General features: G+C 41.0%; 16 protein-coding genes. 10 read left to right on the top strand and 6 right to left on the bottom strand.

All coding sequences use genetic code 11. The features are described from left to right. Nucleotides 1-5: 5 nt before the first annotated feature. The 5 genes from secD (at nt 6) to QNM16_RS20050 (ending at nt 6,479) form a co-directional block, all read left to right on the top strand. On the top strand, nt 6-1,865 hold the full coding sequence (secD, locus tag QNM16_RS20070; RefSeq protein WP_284022084.1) for a protein translocase subunit SecD: 1,860 nt from the start codon (nt 6-8) through the stop codon (nt 1,863-1,865). Nucleotides 1,866-1,873: 8 nt separating this feature from the next. After that, nucleotides 1,874-2,815, top strand: a complete 942-nt coding sequence (gene secF, locus QNM16_RS20065) for a protein translocase subunit SecF (protein ID WP_237135999.1) — start codon at nt 1,874-1,876, stop codon at nt 2,813-2,815. Between the two features lie 162 nt (nt 2,816-2,977). Next, nucleotides 2,978-3,508, top strand: coding sequence for a hypothetical protein (locus QNM16_RS20060; protein WP_284022083.1), 531 nt, complete (start codon nt 2,978-2,980; stop codon nt 3,506-3,508). A 231-nt stretch (nt 3,509-3,739) separates the two neighbouring features. Next, a complete protein-coding gene (locus QNM16_RS20055; RefSeq protein ID WP_417710407.1) occupies nt 3,740-5,479 on the top strand; it encodes a bifunctional diguanylate cyclase/phosphodiesterase in 1,740 nt (579 codons plus the stop codon). A gap of 205 nt (nt 5,480-5,684) precedes the next feature. Next, nucleotides 5,685-6,479 (top strand): substrate-binding periplasmic protein, encoded by a 795-nt coding sequence (locus tag QNM16_RS20050; protein ID WP_336620313.1) that lies wholly within the window; start codon nt 5,685-5,687, stop codon nt 6,477-6,479. 6 nt (nt 6,480-6,485) lie between these two features. Here the strand turns inward: QNM16_RS20050 and QNM16_RS20045 are convergent, their stop codons facing one another. The 5 genes from QNM16_RS20045 to QNM16_RS20025 all read right to left on the bottom strand — a co-directional run bounded on the left by QNM16_RS20045 (nt 6,486) and on the right by QNM16_RS20025 (nt 10,497). Continuing rightward, nucleotides 6,486-7,100, bottom strand: coding sequence for a hypothetical protein (locus QNM16_RS20045; protein ID WP_196760683.1), 615 nt, complete (start codon nt 7,098-7,100; stop codon nt 6,486-6,488). Between the two features lie 24 nt (nt 7,101-7,124). Then, nucleotides 7,125-7,280: a hypothetical protein gene (locus QNM16_RS20040; RefSeq protein WP_284022081.1), complete on the bottom strand. Its 156-nt coding sequence runs from the start codon at nt 7,278-7,280 to the stop codon at nt 7,125-7,127. A gap of 346 nt (nt 7,281-7,626) precedes the next feature. Further along, nucleotides 7,627-9,258, bottom strand: coding sequence for a methyl-accepting chemotaxis protein (locus tag QNM16_RS20035; protein WP_284022080.1), 1,632 nt, complete (start codon nt 9,256-9,258; stop codon nt 7,627-7,629). 149 nt (nt 9,259-9,407) lie between these two features. Next, nucleotides 9,408-10,118, bottom strand: coding sequence for a 16S rRNA pseudouridine(516) synthase RsuA (rsuA, locus tag QNM16_RS20030; RefSeq protein ID WP_284022079.1), 711 nt, complete (start codon nt 10,116-10,118; stop codon nt 9,408-9,410). A 49-nt stretch (nt 10,119-10,167) separates the two neighbouring features. Further along, entirely contained in the window at nt 10,168-10,497 is a 330-nt protein-coding gene (locus QNM16_RS20025) for a 5-carboxymethyl-2-hydroxymuconate Delta-isomerase (RefSeq protein ID WP_284022078.1), read from the bottom strand. 202 nt (nt 10,498-10,699) lie between these two features. On the opposite strand from QNM16_RS20025, the gene QNM16_RS20020 reads away from it, so the two are divergent. The 5 genes from QNM16_RS20020 to QNM16_RS20000 all read left to right on the top strand — a co-directional run bounded on the left by QNM16_RS20020 (nt 10,700) and on the right by QNM16_RS20000 (nt 15,198). Beyond that, nucleotides 10,700-11,485, top strand: coding sequence for a hypothetical protein (locus QNM16_RS20020; RefSeq protein ID WP_284022279.1), 786 nt, complete (start codon nt 10,700-10,702; stop codon nt 11,483-11,485). Continuing rightward, nucleotides 11,478-12,101 carry a LysE family translocator gene (locus QNM16_RS20015; RefSeq protein WP_284022077.1) on the top strand — a complete coding sequence of 208 codons (624 nt, stop codon included), beginning with the start codon at nt 11,478-11,480 and terminating at the stop codon, nt 12,099-12,101. The genes QNM16_RS20020 and QNM16_RS20015 overlap by 8 nt, the downstream gene beginning before the upstream one ends. A gap of 8 nt (nt 12,102-12,109) precedes the next feature. Continuing rightward, complete coding sequence (locus tag QNM16_RS20010; RefSeq protein ID WP_284022076.1) at nt 12,110-12,607, top strand: gamma-glutamylcyclotransferase family protein; 498 nt, start codon at nt 12,110-12,112, stop codon at nt 12,605-12,607. A gap of 12 nt (nt 12,608-12,619) precedes the next feature. Then, a complete protein-coding gene (locus QNM16_RS20005; RefSeq protein ID WP_284022075.1) occupies nt 12,620-14,185 on the top strand; it encodes a serine hydrolase in 1,566 nt (521 codons plus the stop codon). 95 nt (nt 14,186-14,280) lie between these two features. Continuing rightward, nucleotides 14,281-15,198, top strand: coding sequence for a histone deacetylase family protein (locus tag QNM16_RS20000; RefSeq protein WP_284022074.1), 918 nt, complete (start codon nt 14,281-14,283; stop codon nt 15,196-15,198). A gap of 4 nt (nt 15,199-15,202) precedes the next feature. On the opposite strand, the gene QNM16_RS19995 is transcribed toward QNM16_RS20000, so the two are convergent. Further along, nucleotides 15,203-15,505: a DUF4144 family protein gene (locus QNM16_RS19995; RefSeq protein WP_284022073.1), complete on the bottom strand. Its 303-nt coding sequence runs from the start codon at nt 15,503-15,505 to the stop codon at nt 15,203-15,205. Between the last annotated feature and the right edge of the window lie 22 nt (nt 15,506-15,527).

The following is a 15,527-nucleotide window of genomic DNA, read 5'->3' as shown; positions in this document are numbered from 1 at the left end:
ATCCAGTGCTAAACAAGTATCCAATGTGGAAATACTTGCTTGTGCTCGCTGTTTTGGCCGTTGGCATTCTTTATGCCACCCCCAATATGTATGGTCGAGATCCGGCCATACAGATTTCAGGTAAGAAAGGGGCCAGCGCCGATTTAAGCGTACTTGATCAAGCAAATAAAACACTTCAAGACAATAATCTACCTATCAAATCTGCTGTCCTAGAAGAAGGGCAAGTTCTCATTCGCTTCAAGAATGTAGAAGATCAGCTTAAAGCACAGGATATCCTGCGTGGCGCACTGAGCGAAGACTACATTTCAGCTATTAACATGTCTCCAGCACAACCAGATTGGCTTAAGAGCATTGGAGCAAATCCAATGAAGTTAGGTCTGGATCTGAGTGGTGGTGTTCACTTCACAATGGAAGTAGACATGGCAACGGCATTAGGCAAAGCGCTCGAGCAGATGGAGCAAGATTATAAGAGCGATTTGCGCGGTGAAAAACTTCGTTATCGTACTATCCGCGAAGTTGCAAATAGCGACCGCGTTCAAGTTGTTATGCGCTCTGTTGAAGACAAAAAGGCCGCTGAACGCTTTTTGAAAAAGCGCTACCCTGGCAACGTTTTTGTTAACGACAGCAGTAACGAACTGGCGTTTTTCTCTAGTTTAAGTGATTTGAAAGTTCGTGAATTACGCGACTATGCTATCAAGCAAAATGAAACCATTATTCGTAACCGTATTAACCAGTTAGGTGTTGCTGAGCCAAATGTACAAAGACAGGGTTCTGAGCGTATCATAGTGCAATTACCGGGTGTACAAGATACGGCGCGAGCTAAAGAAATTTTAGGCGCAACAGCGACACTAGAGTTCCGTGAAGTCGATGACAGAGCTGATACGCGTACTGCTGCACAGGGTCGAGTTCCGGCTGGCAGTGAAGTGCTGTATCACAAAGATGGTTACCCTGTTGTATTGAAAAAGCGTGTGATCCTTGAAGGTGTTCACATTACCGGTGCACAATCAGGTATGGATGAATATCAACGTCCTCAGGTAAGTATTAACCTTGATAGCAAAGGTGGCGCGAAGATGAGTGCCTTTACCAAACGCGCGGTTGGTAAGAGCATGGCCACGGTATTTATCGAGTATAAACCTTCTGGCAAAAAAGACGAGAATGGTAAAGCACTGCCGCCTATTAAGGTGGAAGAAGTCATTAACGTGGCGACGATTCAATCTCGTTTAAACAACTCATTCCGTATTACTGGTATTGATAATCCAGCTGAAGCCCACAATTTGAGCTTACTACTCAGAGCGGGTGCATTGGTTGCGCCAATTCAAATCGTAGAAGAGCGTACTGTTGGACCAAGCTTAGGGCAAGAGAACATTGAGGCGGGTATGACAGCTGTGGTATTAGGCTTTGCGTTTGTGCTTGGCTTCATGCTGATGTATTACAAAGGCTTCGGTATCGTTGCTAACTTAGCACTTGCGGCTAACTTGGTAATGATCGTCGGTGTGATGTCTATGATCAGTGGTGCAACCCTAACCTTACCTGGTATTGCGGGTATCGTATTAACCGTCGGTATGGCAGTTGATGCGAACGTACTAATCTTCGAACGTATTCGTGAAGAGCTAGCAGATGGCAGAAGTCCACAGCAGGCTGTTCACTATGGCTATGACAGCGCATTTAGCACGATTTTTGATGCCAATATTACCACGTTAATTGCAGCGGTTATCTTGTTCTCAGTGGGGACAGGCCCGATTGCTGGTTTCGCAGTGACGCTTGCGATTGGTATTTTGACGTCAATGTTTACAGCGATCATTGGTACTCGTGCCGTGATCAATGCCTTCATCGGCGGTAAACGCATCACGAAACTGTCGATATAGGAGCGAGCATGCAATTATTAAAATTATCGAGCACAATTCGCTTTATGTCGGCAAGAAAATTGTCGATGGCATTTTCAGCGGTTTTGATTTTGGCTTCTATCGCGTCATTTATGGTGAAAGGTCTAAACTTTGGTTTGGACTTTACTGGCGGTACAGCGGTTGAAGTGGGCTTCTCACAACCGGCCGATTTACCCAAAATCCGTAAAGTGTTGGCTGAAAATGGCTTTGCAGATGCGGCTGTGACCTTATTTGGCTCTAGCCAAGAGGTATTGGTTCGTATCGCCCCTCGTGAAGATGTTAAAGCAGAAACCATTGGTAACCAACTTATCGATGCACTGAAGCTGGCAGATAGCAGTGTTGAAATGCGTCGAATTGAGTTTGTTGGCCCAAGTGTTGGTGAAGACTTAAAAGAGCAAGGTGGCCTTGCGATGCTGACGGCACTTTTATGTATCTTGGTGTATGTGGCATTTCGATTTGAATGGCGCTTTGCTGTAGGCGCGGTTGCGGCACTTTTTCACGATGTGATCTTAACAATGGGCTTGTTCTCGCTACTTGGACTTGAGTTTGACTTAACGATTTTAGCGGCAATCTTAGCGGTAATAGGTTACTCACTGAATGATACCATTGTTGTATCTGATAGGATCCGTGAAAACTTCCGTAAAGTGCGTATTGATGACACCCTTGAAATCATCAATATTTCACTCACGCAAACGATGAACCGTACACTTGTTACCTCTATTACAACCATACTTGTTTTGATCGCTCTGTTTGTATGGGGTGGCCAAACAATTCACGGCTTCGCGACGGCGTTGTTATTTGGTGTATTCATTGGTACTTACTCATCAGTTTATGTTGCGAGCTCTGTTGCGGTTGCAATGGGTGTGAGCAAAGAAGATCTGATCCCAGTTGAAGTTGAAAAAGAAGGTGCTGATTTAGACGCAATGCCTTAAAAAATACCTAGGCGGTTACGCTTGTTAGCTGACTGTTAGGGTAAAATTCAATTTTCGATCTGAATCAAGAAGGCCACATTTATTGTGGCCTTTTCTGTTTCAAAATGATGACAAGACTGTATAATGAGAATTGTTATCAATAATAATGAATTTGAGGATTATATGTATAAACAGCTAGGAATTGCATGCGCAGCTTTAGCGCTATTTGCATGTTCAGAACAACCAAGCACACAAGCGGCCAAGACTGAAGCACAAGCACCTGCAAGCGACAATGCACTAGGCCAATATAAAACTCAGGCAACTTCACTGCTAGCAAACATCAGAGAGCACAAATCAGCGATAGATCTTGAACAGGAATCTGCAAATTTAGTTGCTACCTCGCGCGATTTATTAGCTGATTTCGTGACTAAGTATCCTCAGTGTAAAGATTACCTAGATGCACTTGATAAAGCTGCTGATATTATTCCTACGCTGCCTCTAGAAGAGATTGAATCTGGTTACCATGAAGATGGTAAATTACCTGAGTACAGCGATCCTGTGTGTTATCATGCGAAAGACTTATTAGTGCACCCTGCAACAGTACAGGCGATTGCTAAACTTGGTTTTACCGAGAAAACGCATTATGAAGATGCAGAACTTGAAATTGTTGAAGTTATTGCGCACTTTGGTCAAGTTGAGATGGCTTTAAAATAATCTCATAAGAGATGAAAACGCTGTTTTCATCTCACTCTTCTTATTGTCGGTCTACTTACTCTCTTCATATTTATCCCCAATATTGGTAAATTCCATTGGATTGCAATCTAACTGTCATAAATCTTTGATATTTTGCTCGATTATTAAACACTTGAATTGAGTTTGGTTGTTTCAGTGGACCCTTTAAACGTCATATTGGATGACATTTTGCGAAATGAAGCTGTATATCCAATGTTTCAACCCATTTTTGATATTGCAAAAGAGCAGATACTAGGCTTTGAAGCATTGAGCCGTGGCAGTTTAAACAATGAGTTAGCGCAACCTGATAAGATGTTTGCGGCGGCCAGTAAATATGACCGACTATCTGAACTTGAGCTGCTTTGTCGTAAAAAAGCCATCGCGCAGTTTGCTGCTTTGAACTTGCCTGGAAAGCTATTTTTAAACGTGAGCCCCAAAGCTTTATTAGACCCTCATCACCCTAAAGGGGAGACTTTGCATCTAATTGAAGAGGCTGGTTTAAACTGCAGTCGTGTGGTGATCGAGGTGACAGAGCAAGATAAAGTAGATGACGGATTTTTGTTGCTTAAAACCATCTCTCATTATCGTCAATTGGGCTTTCAAATTGCCATCGATGATTTAGGAGCTGGTTATTCAGGATTAAAGCAATGGTCAGAACTCTGCCCTGATTTTGTAAAAGTAGATCGTTATTTTATCGACTACTGCGATCAAAGCATCGTGAAAAGAGAGTTTCTTAAATCTATCATTGAACTTGCTAAAGCAACGAATACTGCAGTTATTGCTGAAGGTATAGAGCGTGATGAAGAATTAAAACTGCTCAAAAAAATGGGGATAGTGAATGCACAAGGGTTTTTATTAGCAAGACCTAGTGCGGAGTCTAACGATTTAGCGATTGACCCCCGTGATGTTCTCAATGCGCAGATTCAATCAGAACCTGCAGCAAGTCAATTTGAGCAATCCATGGCTATTGGTTGGCTTGCTCACGATGTGCCTGCCATTCATATGAGTACGCAGTGCATAGATGCCCATCGTCGTTTTGAACAGAATAAAGGCCTGACAAGTCTCGCTGTGCTCAATGATGCGCGGCAGCCTGTAGGGCTATTACACAGAGATCAGCTTACAGAGGTATTTGCTGCACCTTATGGTCACGCACTATTTGATAAGAAGCCTGTGATTAAATTAATGGACAAACAGCCTCTGATAGTTGATGAGCAGCAGCAGCTGGATTTTGTCAGTCAGCTGATTACTGAAAATGAATTTGATATTAGACGACACATTGTTATCACCAAAGAAGGCCAGTATATAGGCCTAGCTCCACTTAGGGATATTTTAAAGCATATAACGGAAGACAAAATTCGTCATGCACAGCATGCAAACCCACTCACTATGTTACCTGGAAATGTTGCCATAAATGAAGCCATTGAGCAGCGTCTTCGTGCTAAGCATGTCTTTTCACTGGCTTATATTGATTTAAATCATTTTAAACAATTCAACGACCTGTATGGTTACGCCAGTGGGGATAGTGTTATTAAATTATTAGCTGACGTTACTTTACAAGTTTGCCAGCACAGTCAGTGCTTTGTCGGACACATTGGTGGGGATGACTTTATGGTAGTGTTTGATCAAGCTGATGCAGAATCGCTTTGCCACCAAATAATTGAGCAATTTGAAGCGCGCTCTAAAGCTTTGTTTACGCCTGAACATGTTGCTGCTGGTGGCTATTGGGCTACCAATCGAGAAGGGCAGAAACAATTTGTGCCGTTACTAACATTATCCATTGGGTTAGTAAGCCCAGACGTTGAATCTTGCAAAAATAGCCATCAGGTAGCTGCTTTAGCTACAGATGCCAAAAAAGAAGCAAAACGTTATCGTAATAGTTATCTGTTTGTATGTAACCGCAGAAAGCCTAGTGCACCTATGGTGAGACTGGAAACGGCAGTCAATCACCTTTAAACCAACTTAGCAGTACCATTTTTAATAGTTATATGGATAGTCATTGCAATGGTACGGTGAATTTGGTTTTTATGAACAAACTTATTGCTTCATGACGATATTTTATGAAATATATATACTTAAGGCGAAGGGAAATTCTTACTAAGTTTATATATATTAATTTATACCGTCGTAGTTACCGAGTAACTTAATAAGTTTGGGGAACATGATGATCAGACAGTTTATAGGCACTTGCTTACTATTTTTGGCGTTTACCAGTGCTGCAAATAATGTGAAGGAAACGATTTACGTCGCCAAAGAGCAGCGTCCACTTTATGATCGAGACTTATTTTTATATGAGTTGTTGCAGCAGGCTTTGCAGGCCGCAAAATACGATGTAAATATAGAGCATGTTAAAGTTCACCCCCATCAACAGCGTACTCTGATGGCACTAAACAAAGGTCAAGTTGATTTACATTGGAGCATGACCAGTCCGGCAAGAGAGAAGCTTGCAATCGCAGTCAAATTTCCTCTATTTGATGGCCTTATCGGTAAGCGAGTTCTTGTTATCCATAAATCGCATTATGAGCGTTTTAAACGCATTACAGAGCTAGAGCAGCTGAGCCGGTTTACAGCAGTACAAGGACATGATTGGCCGGATACTAAGATTCTTTCAAGCAATGGTTTGAACGTAAAGCCTATAGTTAACTATCAAGCTATGTTTGATATGGTGTTAGATAAGAAAGCCGACTATTTTCCGCGTTCCATTGTTGAAGCACAATCTGAATTATTGAGTCAAAATAACCCTGCGCTCATGATCGTGCCTGATTACTACTTATCTTACCCCGCACGCTTTTACTTTTTTGTGAATAAAGATAAGGCAGAGCTCGCACAGCAGCTCGAAAAGGGGTTGGCTAAGCTTAAAAGCAATGGATCGTACGAAGCATTATTACAACGTTACTTTGATTTGAATATGCTTACCAATAGTCATATGCTGCCCTTAACAAACCCTTTTCACTAAAATGGATCACCGCCTGATAGAAGGCACCTTAAAATCATAGGCTTCTTTATAGGTTAAGAACGTAAGTACAACTAAAACACCACAAAATATTGAGTAGTTTAAGTAACCAGTTACATCGAATGCATAGTAAAAGAAAGTCATATCGTAGCCTTTACCATTGCGTATATAGTTTTCTATTAATGCGAAAAAGCTAATTGCGGCACTGATTAAACATAGCCAAGGTAAAATACTATCAGCAAAGGTATATCTTATTTTGTGTTTAGGAAATAGGCGTTTCGAAATTTCAACTCGATATGTTAATGGTACTAAAATAATGAGCTCTTTAAATAAATGCACACCATAAATGAGGCTATTTTGAATTAACCTATCGCCGGGCGTTGATACCAAGCTAATTAACCCTGTTGTAAAAATAATGTTTTCAAATAACACAGGGATCATCGCAATAAACGAGATCGAACATATGTTGACGTCCCTTAGCCGGTGGCCAATTAAAAACACCAAAGAGATTATCGATATATAAGCCAGAAAAAAGAAATAGGTCGCGTCTTGAATAATAAAGATCACTACTACCATTACAACATAAGGTAGTAGTAGATCTTTGAATGCAAATTGTTTTGCCATATATAATGCTTATTTTAAAACTAGTTAAGAGTTTTTATTGGGCGATGCAGCCCGATGGTTTGAATCTATAACAAGCATCACTTGTCGGATTTTTCGCCCTTCTGAAAAAGGGTCCGCTGGACCTAATAAACCAGAGCCGCCCACAATTAAACGGCATTGTTTGTTAGCAATCATCTTCATAGTGATTATCCTTATTTCATTATCGTCTAGTCAGCTAAATGAATGTAAGACATTCTTTAGTTTCCAATGGCAATAGGCACAACGCAAGCCTTACTGCTTTACCAGAAGAAGCATCCCCAGAGTTAGTAAAAAAGAACTATATTCAAACTTTTGATTCAAACTTAATGTTCGATTTTACGTGGGGGACTCATTGAATTTAACACCAAATAATTTGGAGTTAAACATTTTTTTACAAAAAAATAAGATGCTAAATTCAGGCCAGTTTGTGTAAAAAATTACCCAAAATAGAAAAGGCTAAATGTACCTATTCTATTTTGTATAATTGATTAATGATAATCTTGTGATATTACAGCTTAAATTTTGCCATTTCGCTTTCTAATTGCGCTGCTTGCACCTTAATACTGTCTGTTGCATGATGTGCTTGTTGCGAGACATTAGCTGTTTGGGATGCTGTGTCAGAGATAGTGACGACTCTTTTAGCGGTATCTTCTCCTGCAGTCAATTGCTCTTTGGCTGCTAATGCAATCTGGTCACTCATTTGAGAAATGGCACTTAATGAAGTGGCGACACTACGTAATGCTTCGCTTGCTTCAGATGACATCGTCACGGTCTTTTCACTCGTGGCGATGCTCAGCGCAACGGATGACTTGGCTTCTTGTGTTGCTGATTGTAAATTACCAATCATGGTATGAATTTCTTCGGTACTAGACTGAGTTCTTTGTGCCAGTTGGCGTACTTCATCTGCAACCACAGCAAAACCTCGACCTTGCTCTCCTGCTCGAGCAGCTTCAATAGCGGCGTTTAAAGCAAGCAAGTTAGTTTGCTCTGCAATGCTTTGTATTACACTCAATACGTTTGCAATATTGTTAACTTCTTCATCAAGTGCTTGAATATTGTTTCCTGCACTGTCTATTTGCTGTTCTAAGAGGGCAATTGCTTCACTTGCATTAGAAGTCAATCTATCGGCATTTTGCCCTTGGCTTTCGGCCTCCTGAACTGAGAATGCGGCTTGTTCAGCATGCTCAACGACAGTTTGGGCAGATGCTGTTAGTTCGGTGATTGCAGAAGCGACCATTTGAGTTTCTTCACTAAGACTCAAGGTTAGGTTTTCTAAATCATTAGAGCGTGCTTCGCCGTCATAGCTTTGTTCTTTCAGTTTGTCACTGACAACCATTAATCCACTAACAACCCCTTTTAAGCCATCTTGCATATAGTGCATGGCAGCCATGATGCTGTAATCTTTGGCGTTTGAAGTGTCAATACGAGAAGTTAAATTGCCGTGAGACACCTGCCTTACGATATCGAGCACATCATTGAGCTCTGCGCCGAGCTTATTAGACAGAGATAAACCATAACGTGCAACGGTAAAGGTTAGCGCAATAGCAATGATCAATGAGAGGGTAAGTAGCCAGCTAGCTGTTTCCCAATATCTTTCATCTACTTCTTTATAGCTGATCCCGGTGCCAACGTACCAACCAAATAAAGACGTTTTCTGTACAACAGAGGTAAGATCTACAACTTCGCCATTTCGTTCAGAATTCCAGTGGTATGTAATGATTCGATTAGTGTTATTACCCACTTTACGCTCTACCAATCTACCAATGCTGTTACCGCTGGCGTCTTTAAAATCATTGAAGCTTGTCCCATGTAATTGAGGGTCATGTGGTGCTGCAACAAAGTTAAGTTGTTCATCAACCACATAGACATACTCAGAATTGTGATATTTATTTTCTCTTAATATTTGGGCTGCTAGTCTTTTTGCTTCTTGCTCGGTTAAATCCCCCGACCTGACAAAGCTTTCAAATTGTTCAACGATGTTGACTGTACTTTTCATCAATTGATTTATACGTGCTATGTTATCTGTTTCGCTTGCATGGCGAAGTGATTGAAGTCCAAGTACAGCAACGGTAATTAAGGCGATAAAAATTGCTGCTGCAAAAAAGATTATTTTTAGTCGTAAAGTCAGGGTCGAAAACACAATATGCACCTTAGCAGAGTCAGTTAAAAAGTTGATGGCACTCTATACCTTTATGATTTATCATGTTTGAGCGCGCTATGTAAGTAGGACTTAACCGTATATAAGTAAAAATTAGATGATTTTTACTCATATGACGACTTTATTGCGGCCTATTTTGCATTGATTATGTCAACTTCTTGCTGAGTCAATGGGCGATATTCACCTTGTGCTAGGTTAGCGTCTAGTGTGATGTCACTTATTTTTTCTCTATGTAATTCAACCACATGATTTTCAACTGCTGCGAGCATACGCTTAACTTGGTGGTATTTTCCTTCGCAGATCGATAGCCTCAACGCATATTTATCAATCGCTTCTGCCTGTGCTGGGCGGGTCAGTTGCTTTTCATTATGTAAAGCGACACCTTGGCGTAGATTCTCTAAAGATTCTTCAGTAATTATTTCTTTTGTTTCAACAAGGTATGTCTTAAATTTTTGTTTCTTTGGTGAGGTGATTTGATGTGACCAATCGCCATCATTGGTGATTAATACCAGCCCCGTTGTATCTATGTCAAGCCTGCCTGCGACATGAAAATCTTTTAAGTTCGGCTCATTAAGCAAGTCAAAAACAGTTGGGTGTAATTCATCGTGATTTGCACACACATACCCTTGAGGTTTATTCAGCATGAAGTATCTTTTACCTAAATATTTCAGCTGCTTACCACTTACTTCAATTAGGTCATTAGCACTTATTTGTACGTCACTTTTTTTTGTCACAATGCCATTTATTGTCACTTCTCCTTTTTTAATGAGTATTTTTACTTTGCTGCGAGGAAGTTCATTTATGTGACTGACAAATTTATCTATACGACATGGAAATTTCATTTATTTACTCTTGCTAGAATGGACCAAATACTGACGTATTATGAATGATTTAATTTTTGCGATAAATAGCAGGGTCTAAATCATATGGGTGAACGCTTAAACTAACCGATTCAGGTAATAAGCTTTTTAGGTTGTTAAGTAACTTTTCACTGAGCATTTGCTTTTGTGCTTGCTTTCTGCCGACCAATAAGTGGACTTGAATGTGAACAAAGTCCTGTTTGCCATCTCCAAGAATACATTCAGCAAATGCAATTCGACGGGTCTTAATGGTTTGCTCATCAAACAAGTTAGTTTCTATGGTGCTTTGATGTATAGATTGGGTTAAGTGGGTAAGGTCACACTGCAGCGAAGCTGAGTGTTCGATAATGATATGTGGCATAGTCTGTTTTAACCGCTTATGAAGGGTGACTATAATAAGTGGCTTCTACAGCTGATCCAAGTCAGAAATGAAACCTAAATAAAGCTTATGGCTTAAGCAAGACAAGGTTTAATGCTATTTAATCATCTGCTTACCTTGCCTTAACTTAATGTGACTTGGTAAGGTGTTGAATAATGATTATCTGGTCGTGCCGATTGAATATATGTTATCAATTTTTAAACCTAAACCCTTATTAGAGTCTGAGGAGTCACAATCTTTGGTTGAGCTGTTTTTATGGGCAGCTGAACATTTTGATAGTGAGTATTTTTTAAAAAATACTCAGATTGTGCAGCCAACAGAGCAGTATTTTCCCGATCGTGTCACTAGTGTAGAAGAAATGGCCCAGTCCGTTTTTCAGCGAGTCAGAAGCTATGCCGGTTTGACACAATGGCCAATTGCATTATCGTCACCTCAAATGATGTCAATGCAGCAGACATTTCCTCGTTTTTCGTTGTCAGGCGGTTTGCGAGGAGAGGGTGTGGTATTGGTCAATAAACCTAGTTTACCAGTGCACGTCTCATACAATCCAAATCAAATCAATCAACCGCAAGATCTGGTGGCAAGCATGGCGGGGAGTATGGCATTAATGCTTATTCATCATGTTGGTAAACTACCGCCAGGCGGTCAGCAAAACTTATCGGTAGCAGCTGATGTACTGGCGATATTTTTGGGGTTTGGCACCATGATATGTAATACCGCCTATCATTTTAGAGGCGGATGTGGATCATGTTATAACCCATATGCTAACCGTCAGGCAGCGCTTAATGAACAAGAAAGTATATTTTTGCATGCGTTAGTATGTCACTTTAAAGGCGACGAGCAGGGCGGAAAGCACCTGAAGCCTCATTTAAAGGGCATGTTCAAAAAAGCGCAAAAGCAACTAAAAAAAATATTACAGAACTCTGCGGACCCTATGCTGTTAGCCCTAGAGGATCGCTGTCGTGCTTGAGTATCTAGATGAGTTTTTAATTATTGCCGTCGCACACTTTTTTGCAGTGGCAAGCCCTGGCCCTGATTTTGCGATAGTGTTAAAGCAGAGTGTACAGCAAGGGAGAAGAAATGCGCTCTATACCAGTGCTGGCGTAGGTTTAGGGATTTTTGTACATGTTTCATACTGCTTGCTGGGCGTAGCACTTGTGCTGTCAAAATCTCCAGATTTATTTAATTTATTCAAGTATGCTGCGGGTGCCTATTTAGCGTACATGGGAGTGCAAGCCCTTAGAGCACAAAAAAATGTTGAGCCAATGGCGTCTATTGAAGGTGGGCAAAATAATGAATCGGATTTTAAGGCTCTGAGGCGAGGCTTTTTAGTGAACGCCCTTAACCCAAAAGCAACGCTATTCTTCCTTTCATTATTTACACTCATGATTGATCCTGAAACACCTCAAGCAGTACAAATCTTTTATGGTTTATATATGGCTTTGGCAACTTGGATTTGGTTTTCGTTATTATCTGTATTTTTATCCAAGTCTCGAGTAAGAAGTTTCTTTCATCGTGCTGGACATTGGTTTGATCGCGGTATTGGCGTTGTTTTAATTTTGCTTGCTATGCGTGTTGTTTTATAGGGGGAGTAATGGGTAGCGAAGAGTATTTATATTTTGCATACGGCTCAAACTTGTCGTCTCTAAGACTCAAACAGAGGCTGCCTCTTGTTAAGTTAAAAGGAATTGCCACTCTAAAAGGATATAAGCTCACCTTTAATATGCTCAGCACTGATGGCTCGGCGAAGTGCAATATCATAAAAAGCCCAGAGGAGAGCATGGTTTATGGCGCAGTATATGTGCTGAATCATGAGCAAATATCACACTTGGATGATATTGAGGGAGCACGTTACGACCGTGTTCAATTTGATGTGTTGATAGGAAATGATGACTATGTCAGCGTGCACTGTTATGTCGCGAATACATTCGTAAATAAAGAGCTTCCTTTCGATTGGTACAAGCATCACGTCTTTGTCGGGGCGCAGGAGCACGGGTTTCCAATCGACTATATTGAAATGATAAAGACGCAAAAAAGCACCGCAGATGCGGATAAAAAGAAACAAGCATTAGAATTAAATATATATAAATAAGGCAATACGGATATGAGAAAAGCTCTTTGGCGCACATTATGCTGTGCAACGACCTTGATAATGAGTAGCAACGTCGTTGCTTTGACGGCGCCTCAGTTGTCTGAGATTGAGAAATCTGTACAACAGGCGATGGATAGTTTTGAAATACCGGGCTTGGCAATCGGGATAGTGCATGACGGAAAAGTGGTATTAGCAAAGGGGTATGGGGTCAGACAGTACGGTAAAAAAGACGGTGTTGATGAACATACCCTTTTTGGAATTGCATCTAACAGTAAAGCATTCACGGCTACAGCACTTGGGATGTTGGTCGAGGAAGGTAAATTGAATTGGGACGACCCGGTAACAAAGCATTTGCCAGAATTTCAGCTTTACAGTCAAGAGTTGACAGAGCAGATGACGATTCGTGATTTGTTGAGTCATCGCAGTGGTTTAGCATTAGGAGCTGGGGATTTAATGATTTGGCCTGATACCGACAAATCAACAAAAGAAATTCTAGCAGGGCTAAAACATATCAAGCCTGTCGCGCCTTTGCGCACTGAGTATCACTATAACAATTTGATGTTTGTGGTCGCCGGAGAAGTTGTTGCCAGAGTCAGTGGTATCAGTTGGCAAGCGTTTATTGAAACACGGATTTTCCCACAAGTGGGGTTTAAAAACTCTTATGCGTCTTTCTCTCGCATTGATAAAGGCAATACAAATTTTGCCACTGGAACAATTAAATATAATGGTCAACTAGAGGAGTTTGTTGGCGATTATTTGGAAGACTTTCGTGGTGCAGGTGCCATCGCTTCTAATGTAGCTGATATGACTAAATGGCTGAAAACACAAGTGAATGAAGGTAAAGCGCCTACTGGTAAGCAGCTAATTAACCGTGAAACACATCAGTACTTATGGCATCCACAAATTATGCGAATTCCTAACGATGAAGACCGCATACAATTTCAGCAAGATTTTAAGGGGTATGCATTGGGCTGGGCTGTAGAAAGTTACTTCGGCTATAAACGTGTTGGCCATATGGGTGGCATTTTAGGTATGGGCTCGCAAGTTGCTATGATCCCAGAAAAAGGCTTGGGTGTGGTTATACTCTCTAACCAGCATGCTTACCCTGCAATTAGAGCTATTACCAATGAAGTGTTTGAACAGGCACTTGATCTGGAACCCAGAGATTGGGTTTTAGATAGTTATCAGCAATTTAAGCAAAAGCGTGCATCATTATACGCTGAAATTGGCCCCAAAAAGGTGGTGTCGAAAACGGCGAGCCTGTCACTTAGTGACTACACAGGAACTCTTCGTAGTCCGTGGTATGGTGATGTCATTGTGGAGGAAATCGCAGGCCAGCTTCATATCGACTTTACCCATACGAAGCTTTTGAAAGGTACACTGCATCACCACGATGGCAATACATTTGTGGTTAAATGGCATGAAAAGCTGCTTGAGGCAGATGCTTATATTCATTTTAAGTTGAATGACAAGCAGCAAGTACAAAGTGCTGATATGGAGTGGGTGAATCCTGAAATTACCGACTTTAGCTTTGATTTTCATAATTTAGACTTAAGTGCGGTGCCGCAACCGTATTAAGATAACCTAGAGGCGTTAAATATCACACCAAAGTATCAAGGCACGCTAGTGCGTGCTTTGATACACTGTCAATTCAGATTTTTAAGGACAGCGATATGCGTACAGCGATTATATCTCACCCACTTTGTCGCAGACATAAAATGACGGAAGAACATCCTGAGTGCGCAGAGCGTTTAGATGCTATTGCTGATCGCATTTTAGCGTCTGGGTTGGATATTGCTGTCACGCATTTGATGGCTCCTAAAGCTGAGATGTCTCATTATGCTTTAGCACATAACGAGAAACATATTGAGCGAGTTTTAAATTCTATCCCTGAGCAAGGGCTGGTGGATTTAGACGGTGATACCTGGTTATGCAAAGACTCATTAAAAGCCATAGAGCGAGCTGTGGGCGCTGGAATAATGGCTGTTGATGAAGTGCTTGGTGGCCGTCATGATGCAGCTTTTTGCTCAGTGAGACCACCAGGTCATCATGCATATGAGGATAAGTCTGCGGGATTTTGCGTCTTTAATAATGTCGCGATAGCCACTAAATATGCACAAAGCAAAGGTGTTAAACGCATCGCTATTTTGGATATTGATGTGCATCATGGAGACGGTACTCAGGCAATCGTTAAATCTGATCCTAATGTGCTATTTTGTTCGTTATTTCAATATCCGTTTTACCCCAATACTGAAATAGAAAATACTGATACAGTCGTCAACTCACCTTTACCAGTTGCCAGCGACGGGACCGACCTGCGTGCGTTATACACTCAGCAGTGGCAGCCTAAACTGCGCGACTTCCAACCTGAGCTAATTATTATAAGCGCCGGTTTTGATGCGCATTTAGAAGATGATATGGGTGGACTTAAATTTGTTGAAAACGATTATGCTTGGTTTACTTTGCAGATTGCGCAATTGAGTAAAGAGCTTAATTGTCTCGGTATCATCTCCTATTTAGAAGGGGGGTATGAGCTGTCCTCACTCGGCCGAAGTGTTGAAACGCATGTGAGAACACTCGCCGAATCCTAGCCATCTACACTGTTTCTTTTATCAAACTAAATACTTGTTCTATCTCTGTAATTTGTATTTTTGCAGTGCAACACTGTCCTTCATCAACCAGTTTTTGTTGCACTAACAGCGTTAAAAACTCATAGCTAAACGCGGCTTTTTTCTGCCCATTTAACCCTGAAAAACAGCCCTCTAAATCTATACATGTTGCTGTTTTAGTTTGGGTTTCAGTTAGGTAAAAGAGACTTTCTTGTAAATCTTCTTCGGACTCAATGTACTCTATACTTTGGTCGAATATCAGCACTAATGGGTATGATTTAATCGTCATTATTTGTTCTCAGTCAAAGTTA

Origin of the sequence: Pseudoalteromonas umbrosa, assembly GCF_030125375.1 — a bacterium.
GTDB lineage: Bacteria > Pseudomonadota > Gammaproteobacteria > Enterobacterales > Alteromonadaceae > Pseudoalteromonas > Pseudoalteromonas umbrosa.
This window is presented reverse-complemented; position numbering and strand designations above follow the sequence as displayed.

Excerpts from the sequence above, each read along its gene's own strand:
- QNM16_RS20020 (WP_284022279.1), top strand. The coding sequence starts at position 10,700 with ATGTTATCAATTTTTAAACCTAAACCCTTATTAGAGTCTGAGGAGTCA.
- QNM16_RS20050 (WP_336620313.1), top strand. The coding sequence starts at position 5,685 with ATGATGATCAGACAGTTTATAGGCACTTGCTTACTATTTTTGGCGTTT.
- QNM16_RS20000 (WP_284022074.1), top strand. The coding sequence starts at position 14,281 with ATGCGTACAGCGATTATATCTCACCCACTTTGTCGCAGACATAAAATG.
- QNM16_RS19995 (WP_284022073.1), bottom strand. The coding sequence starts at position 15,505 with ATGACGATTAAATCATACCCATTAGTGCTGATATTCGACCAAAGTATA.
- secF (WP_237135999.1), top strand. The coding sequence starts at position 1,874 with ATGCAATTATTAAAATTATCGAGCACAATTCGCTTTATGTCGGCAAGA.
- QNM16_RS20010 (WP_284022076.1), top strand. The coding sequence starts at position 12,110 with ATGGGTAGCGAAGAGTATTTATATTTTGCATACGGCTCAAACTTGTCG.
- QNM16_RS20055 (WP_417710407.1), top strand. The coding sequence starts at position 3,740 with ATGTTTCAACCCATTTTTGATATTGCAAAAGAGCAGATACTAGGCTTT.
- QNM16_RS20060 (WP_284022083.1), top strand. The coding sequence starts at position 2,978 with ATGTATAAACAGCTAGGAATTGCATGCGCAGCTTTAGCGCTATTTGCA.
- QNM16_RS20025 (WP_284022078.1), bottom strand. The coding sequence starts at position 10,497 with ATGCCACATATCATTATCGAACACTCAGCTTCGCTGCAGTGTGACCTT.
- rsuA (WP_284022079.1), bottom strand. The coding sequence starts at position 10,118 with ATGAAATTTCCATGTCGTATAGATAAATTTGTCAGTCACATAAATGAA.
- QNM16_RS20040 (WP_284022081.1), bottom strand. The coding sequence starts at position 7,280 with ATGAAGATGATTGCTAACAAACAATGCCGTTTAATTGTGGGCGGCTCT.
- QNM16_RS20045 (WP_196760683.1), bottom strand. The coding sequence starts at position 7,100 with ATGGCAAAACAATTTGCATTCAAAGATCTACTACTACCTTATGTTGTA.
- QNM16_RS20005 (WP_284022075.1), top strand. The coding sequence starts at position 12,620 with ATGAGAAAAGCTCTTTGGCGCACATTATGCTGTGCAACGACCTTGATA.